General features: G+C 63.7%; 5 protein-coding genes and 1 pseudogene. All 6 read right to left on the bottom strand.

Translation table 11 applies throughout. From position 1 onward, the window contains the following. Window positions 1–166 precede the first annotated feature (166 nt). The 6 genes and pseudogenes from gndA to AC07FD_RS18305 all read right to left on the bottom strand — a co-directional run bounded on the left by gndA (window position 167) and on the right by AC07FD_RS18305 (window position 6,022). Window positions 167–1,594, bottom strand: a complete 1,428-nt coding sequence (gndA, locus tag AC07FD_RS18330; RefSeq protein ID WP_478350994.1) for an NADP-dependent phosphogluconate dehydrogenase — start codon at window positions 1,592–1,594, stop codon at window positions 167–169. Between the two features lie 158 nt (window positions 1,595–1,752). Next, window positions 1,753–3,357 (bottom strand): copper resistance CopC/CopD family protein, encoded by a 1,605-nt coding sequence (locus AC07FD_RS18325; RefSeq protein ID WP_478350993.1) that lies wholly within the window; start codon window positions 3,355–3,357, stop codon window positions 1,753–1,755. A gap of 89 nt (window positions 3,358–3,446) precedes the next feature. After that, a pseudogene (locus tag AC07FD_RS18320) lies at window positions 3,447–3,967 on the bottom strand (YcnI family copper-binding membrane protein). Window positions 3,968–4,007: 40 nt separating this feature from the next. After that, window positions 4,008–4,544: a copper chaperone PCu(A)C gene (locus AC07FD_RS18315; protein ID WP_478350992.1), complete on the bottom strand. Its 537-nt coding sequence runs from the start codon at window positions 4,542–4,544 to the stop codon at window positions 4,008–4,010. Window positions 4,545–4,641: 97 nt separating this feature from the next. After that, window positions 4,642–4,998 (bottom strand): DUF2946 family protein, encoded by a 357-nt coding sequence (locus AC07FD_RS18310; RefSeq protein ID WP_478350996.1) that lies wholly within the window; start codon window positions 4,996–4,998, stop codon window positions 4,642–4,644. A gap of 121 nt (window positions 4,999–5,119) precedes the next feature. After that, window positions 5,120–6,022, bottom strand: a complete 903-nt coding sequence (locus AC07FD_RS18305; RefSeq protein ID WP_478350991.1) for a GntR family transcriptional regulator — start codon at window positions 6,020–6,022, stop codon at window positions 5,120–5,122. Window positions 6,023–6,097 lie beyond the last annotated feature (75 nt).

The following is a 6,097-nucleotide window of genomic DNA, read 5'->3' as shown; positions in this document are numbered from 1 at the left end:
TGAATCACGTACCGCTGCAAATTTGAATCCTGAATGTCGATTGGTCCTAGAGCAATTCCAGGAAAAGTGTGAAACGGTTTTCCCGTCCGGAATTGCGTCAAAACTCAAAACAAAGAGATAGAGCGGTTCGGCGTTTCCGTGAAACGGTGAACCGCTCTATCTCTTTTCAGCCAGCCGCACCGCTGCCCCACGGCCCGTGGAATGCACCCGGTCCGTCGATTCGCTCGAAGCCATGCGCGCCAAAGAAGTCGCGCTGCGCCTGGATCAGGTTCGAGGTGCCGCGGCCCTGGCGGTAACTGTCGAAATAGGCAAGTGCGGAAGACAGCGCCGGCACCGGGGAGCCTGCCTCCGATGCCCTTGCCACGATACGCCGCAGCGACGGATGCGCTTCCTGCATCAGGGCGATAAAGGCCGGCGCCATCAGAAGATTGGTCGATGCGCCGCCGGAACCGAACGCCTCGGCCATGGTGTCGAGCATCTGAGAGCGGATGATGCAGCCGGCGCGCCAGATCCTGGCGATGGTCGGCATCGGCAGGTTCCAGTTGAACTCCTTGGAGGCGCCGCTCATCACCGCAAAGCCTTGCGCGTAGGCCGCGATCTTGCCGGCGAAAAGCGCCAGTTCGAGATCTCCAAGCAATGCGTCCCTGTCGCCGGAAATCTTCGTCACGCCGATACTGCCATAGGCTTTTTCCGCCGCCAGCCGCTCGTCCTTGATCGACGACAGCACGCGCGCCGCCACGGCCGCCTCGATCGCGGTCGCCGGAATGCCGAGTTGCTGCGCCTCGATGACCGACCATTTGCCGGTGCCCTTCTGGCCGGCGCGGTCGAGGATGATGTCGACCACCGGCTTGCCGGTCTTCGGATCGTCTGCGGCCAGCACCTTGGCGGTGATCTCGATCAGGTAGGAATTGAGCCTGCCCTTGTTCCAGTTGGAAAACACCGTGCCGATATCCTTCGGCGCCATGCCGAGGCCGTCGCGCAGGATGCCGTAGATTTCGGCGATCATCTGCATGTCGGCATATTCGATGCCGTTATGTATGGTCTTGACGAAATGGCCGGCGCCGTCGGTGCCGAGCCACGCCGCGCAGGGCTCGTCGTTGAATTTGGCGGAGATCGCGGTCAGCACCTTCTCGACGCGTTTCCAGGAATCCTCGGTGCCGCCGACCATGATCGACGGCCCGTGGCGCGCCCCCTCCTCGCCGCCGGACACGCCCATGCCGATGAAAGTCAGACCCGAGCCCGAAAGCTCGGAGAAGCGCCGCATCGTGTCGCGGAAATTGGCGTTGCCGGCATCGATGACGATATCGTTGGCCGACAGCACGCCACGCAAGGCTTCGATCTGTTCGTCGACCGGCTTGCCGGCCAGCACCATGATGATGATCGGGCGTGGCTGTCGGATCGCGGCGGCGAGTTCTTCCAGGCTGTAGCAAGGCACCACCATGTCCTTCAGCGCGCCGGCATTCTCGACGAAAGCGTCGGTGCGTGCCCTGGTGCGATTGAAGACAGCGATGCGGTGCCCGTGCTCGGCGATGTTGAGCGCCAGGTTGGAGCCCATCGTGCCAAGGCCGATCAGGCCGATTTCGGCTTTTTCCATCGTTTCTTCCCTGCTTTCGGATCTTGCTGGTTCGAGCTCGCGGTTTGCCGGGATGCCCATTCTTCGGCGAGATGATTGACGGGCCTTTCGGGCCGCGTCAACCGCCTCGCCGAATTGTGTTGCATCGGCCGAGTTCGGGGCACTTGGCGGTCCAGCTTTTACGGTCTGATATCGACAGGCGCTTCGATCTTCACCATCTCGAAGTCCGAGACCAGAATGTCGATGCGCGCCGTCCAGCGGCCGGGAACCGGGATGACGAGGTCGTCGACACGCCAGCTGCCATCGCCGGGCTTGGTCGCGGCACGTTTGAGCGGCTCAATGCCTGAATCGGGCTTCGACAACACCAGCGTCACCTCCTTGGCGTCGAGCGGTCCGAAATCGCCGGTCATGATGATCATCGAGGCGACGACCGGTCCGGCATGGCCGGGTGTGATGCTGAGATCCGCCATCGCTTGCAGCGCATGGATATGGACCGAAACCGGCTGAGCCGCGGCGATCGCCAGTGCCCGTGGCGGCGGCGTGAAGCGCCAGCCCGCGGCGACAGCGAAGATCGCCAGCACGATCAGCATTTCGACGCCGATTGAGCGGGCGAGCCTGCGCTGCACTTCCGTCGCTCCGGCCTCGGCCGATGCAGTGAGCTTCCAGCGGTTGACGGCGGCAAGCGTGAACAGGAAGACCAGCAGCCCGAGCTTGATCAAGAGCAGCTTGCCATAAGCGGTGCTGACCAGCGCCGCCGGCGTCTGCACCTGGATGACGGCAAGCACGATGCCGGCAGTGACAAGAACGGCCACCACAGGCACGATCATGCGTGAGAACCGCCGCAGGAATGGCGCGACCTCCGCCGACTGACCTTTCAGCGCCAAGCCGAGCGGCATCAATGCGCCGGCCCAGCAGGCGATGCCGACGCCGTGCAGGAACACCATCGGTCGCGTCAGCCATTGCGGCTCGGCGGCACTGGCGTGGCCGCTGGCGGCCAGCGCAATACCCACACCGGCAAGTCCAGCCAGCGCGACTGGCTTGGCGGCCAAGCGCGGCCCGGCCAGCGACAGCAGGCCGAGCCCCAGCGCGATCAAGGCTGCCAGCACCGTCCAGCCGAAGCTGGTATCGAGCCCGGTCCGCCAGATGACCGGCTGCGCCAGATGGGAGAGCGGCGCCCCGAGCGCATCAAGCCCCTGCAAGCCGAGCGACGCCGGGGCCGCGACCAGCCCGCATAGGATTGCCCCGATAACGAAACGCCGGCCGGCCGGCCCGCCCTGAGTCAGCCAGGCAAGGGCGAAAGCGCCTCCGACGCCAAGGAAAAGACCAATGTAGAGAAAAACCTTACTGAACCAGATTGCCGACCGTTGCGGCCAATCGACGGCCTCGGAGACGACCGGCGGCTCTGTTGGCGCGCCGATGGAAAACAGCAGCGAACCGCCGACCGGATGACCGTCAGCGGAGATGACGCGCCAGCTCAGCACATGCGTGCCGGATTTGAGGTCCTGCGGATTGTCGATTTCGACCGTCTGGTCGCTGAGGCGGAAAGCGGTCAGCGGAACCGGCGTGCCGTCGGGCTTCACCAGCGTCAGCACCAGCGGCGAGACCGGCTCGCTGAAGGTCAGCGAGAACTGTGCCGGCCCCTGTGCCAGCACCGCGCCGTCGGCCGGGTCGGTCTTGATCAACGCGGCATGGGCAAAGGCTGGACTAGTCGAGGCCATGGCGATGAGCAGCATCATCATGGCCAGAGAGCCCACGGCAACCCGGCTGACGAGCTTGCTGGCCATGTGAATCATCCGCAGTGAGGATATCGCGATCATGCCATTGCCATGAAATGGCGGCGCATTCCACGAACGGAGCGCGCCGCCGAAAGACATCATTTCTTCGGCAACAGCTTGATGCCAGGCGCCGGATTCTCCAGGGCGTCTTCATCCTGCCCTGCTGCCGGGATCTCGATCCAGCGATCGGCGGCGCCGTCGCATTCCTGCACCACAGGGAAGTAGAGCTTCTGGCCCACGGGCAGATCGGCCGTCAGCGTCGCGCGGAAAACAAACTCGTCATAGAATTCATCCGGGAGGCTGCCACCACTCCAGTCCACTTCCTTGACCCCATCGGTCACCGCCTGACCGTAGAGCTGGTAGGATTTGTCGTACTTGCCCTTCTTGACCTGCAGCGTCCAGCCCGGCTTCGGCATCGGCTTCACCGCGATCACCCCTTCCGGGATCTGCACGCGCAAGGCGATGGTCGCCTTGCCCCGTCGCAACCATGCGGAACGCGCAAGACAGCCTTGTAAGTCGAGCCGACGGCCGCCTCCTGGGTTTCGAGCGTGATGTGCGCGAAGGCAGCACTTGTCCCGAGGAGAAAAAGCGCACCGGCCGACAAAAGGTACTTGTTCATGATGGTCCCTCTGATTTCTAATTTTGTCGAAATGGTGCGATCAATCGGCGTGGTCGTCCGTGGCGCCACCCATGCCCTCGACGGCGAAGTCGACGCTGACGGTGCCGGCCTTCTCGAAGGTCAACGTGGCGGAGAAGGTTTCGCCTTGCTTGGGTTGCCGTTTCAGGCCGATGAACATCAAATGATAGCCGCCAGGCGCCAGTGCGACCTTGCCGCCAGCCGGAATCTCCAGGCCACCGGCAACCGGCCGCATGGTCATGACACCGTCCTTGACGCCCATTTCATGCAGCTCGGCCTTGTCCGAGATGTCGGTGGAAATCGACAGCAGCCGATCCGGCGTGCTGCCTCTGTTGGTAACCGTGAAATAGCCGCCGGCCACCTTGGCGCCGGCCGGCGTTGCACGTGACCAGGGGTGCCCGATCTCGAGATCGCCGATCTTGAACCCATGCGCGAAGCCGGTCTGGGCGCCGGCGAACAACAGCGCAGAAGCCAGTACGGCGATGCCGAGACCCGCCTCGAAGCTGCGTCGAATGCTGCCGAACCTGAGACGCGCGGCAGTGCGGAGAAATTGGGACATGGTTGCTCCATGAAGTGAAGGTCGCGCCGTTACCGGTCGCGGACAGTTTGATGTTTGGATGGGTACGCCCGCGAAAGGTTCCGCCGGGCAGACAGACTCAGGCCGTCCGCGGCGGCGCGCGCGGATTCGACGGCGAGCGCTCACGCGCAAAGTCGAGATGGATGGCCGCCGGAAAAACGAAGGCGACGGCCTCAAAGGAACGCGCGCCCAGGGCAAGCCCGGCAACGGGTGGCGGTGCAAAGGCCGGCGAAAACATGCTGCAGCCAAGCATACAACATGCCGGCAGATGCGACGGCGGCGGGTTGCCGCCGGGAAGCTGGGTCGCACCCTCACGGGTGCAGATGACGTTGCCGAAGGCATCGAGTTGTGACGCATTCGGCGCAGTGCCGAAGGCGAACGCACCGAGCGTCGACTGGAGCAGCAGCAGATGTGCCGCGACGAGCGCGACCAGAATGCTCCACCGTTTCTCGCGGCCGTTCAAACAATCTGCCTCATCAAGCAATCACCGGAGAGATACCTATCACGGGAGGGGCAGGTCGAAAATCGGCAATTCGATGCTGCGGCAACGCGGCATATCAGGGTTTCAGGGGCGGCCGGCTCTCCGGGATCGAGGTCAGCAATGTCTGGCGCGCCGACTTCAGGTGCTTGCGGCAGGCGGCGTCGACCTTGCCGAGGTCGCGCGATTTGAGCGCCGCGATATAGGCGAGATGCTCACCAATCGCGACCTCGTTGCGCTCGCGCTCCTGCGCCTTGTTCCATTGGTAGTGATAGTGGAAGATCATGGCGATGACGTCGTAGAAATCGACGATGAAGCGGTTGTGCGACGCCCGGTGGATGAGCCGGTGGAAGCGCTCGTCCAGCTCCGAGAATTCGTTGAAGCGGGTGGCGATTTCGCTGGCCAGCAGGCGATGCTCGTCTTCCAGGCGGTCGAGATCGGTCCAGACCGCGCTGTCCTGCGGCAGAGCGGCGAAGGCCGCCGCCGACCGCAGTTCGAACATCTCGCGGATTTCGGTCAGTTCCAGCGCGAAGGCACGGGTGAAGCCCTTCAGCACCCAATGGCTGTTGCGGCGCTTCTCGATCAGGCCGAAGCGGGAGAAGCGGATCAGGAACTCGCGCACGCTGGTGGTGCCGACGCCGATCTCGCGCGCCAGTTCGAGCTCGTTGATCTGCATGCCGGCCTCGGCGCCGCCGGCGAGCAGCCGTCGCATGAACGACCGCTCGATGATCTCGGCCAGCGTGTCGGTCTCTTCCTCGGGGAAGAAATCATCGGGACGCGGTTCGCGCAGCACCGTCTTGGCGCGCTTGTTCCAGGCGATTAGCCGGGTCTCTTCCATGCGCGCCAGGATGGTGCGGACGGTCGTCCGGCTGACACCAAGCAATGTACCCAGCTCCGGCTCCGAAGGCAGGCTGCGTGTTTCATCGAGCAGCCTGAGGCACCTGTTGTAGGCATCCTTGTAGACGTTGTTGCTCTTCGACATCCCTGACCCGTTGCACGCCGTCGCTTGCGGCTGCTGGCTTGAAGCGCAATATGACGTTCCGATGACCCCTGAAAA

It is taken from the genome of Mesorhizobium waitakense, assembly GCF_056431085.1.
The sequence above is the reverse complement of the archived record's forward strand: the minus strand, read 5'-3'. Positions and strand labels throughout refer to the sequence as shown.